The sequence below is a fragment of the Vibrio sp. 2134-1 genome, assembly GCF_033339495.1.
The window spans coordinates 1-704 of the sequence record NZ_JAWOUS010000419.1 but is presented as its reverse complement, the minus strand read 5'-3'; the positions used below and the strand labels follow the sequence as shown (position 1 = coordinate 704).

Sequence of the window (704 nt, the reverse complement as noted above, 5' to 3'; positions counted from 1 at the left end):
CATCGTGTTAATAGGAGCGCTGTAATGACCATTCCTGCGACTCATGCTGAAATCGAGCAAATCTATCTGCAAAGTGAACAAAAGGGTCACAGATCGATTTGCGTGGTGGGCTGTAAATCTGAAGAAGGCGTTACGTCTGTCGCCTCTTCTCTTGCCGAGCGCCTTATCCTAGCAGGTTACAGTACGTTATATGTGGACTTGAACTTATTCAAACCCGCGTATCACACGGTGCACGAGTTTGATGATGACGCAAATGTCGGTCATTTAATTACGCGCGAAGATGCGCACCAAACGCTGGTGGGATTGCCTGCCCCGTCGTTGGTAAGCACCAAACTGGCGTATCGAGATCCAACCGCACTGAGGAAAAACATCGAGACATGGTTATCTCAGTATGATCGCATTGTCATCGACACCTCTCCGTTGCTCAGTGTGAATAAGAGTAACATTCCACCGCAAGTCATCGCGGGAGTTTGTGATGCAACGCTTCTGGTTGCTCATTACGGGTCTACGACGACCACGCAACTTGAGCAAGCCAAAAAGCTGCTTGAAGCAAGCGATGCCAATCTGATTGGCTCGGTGCTAAACATGAAACACACTCCGAGCCTAAAAGACGAGCTAATTCACCAAGTCGAAAAGCTGCGTTTTCTACCGAAAAAATGGAAAGACAAACTGGCCCAGCAGATTAAAAAAAGTGAACTGTTTAT

Annotated in this window: 1 protein-coding gene; it reads left to right on the top strand. The window is 47.4% G+C overall.

Annotated elements, in window-relative coordinates:
* Positions 1–24: 24 nt before the first annotated feature.
* The coding region (locus tag R7R78_RS26370; protein ID WP_225474641.1) for a CpsD/CapB family tyrosine-protein kinase at positions 25–704 on the top strand (680 nt) is incomplete at its 3' end.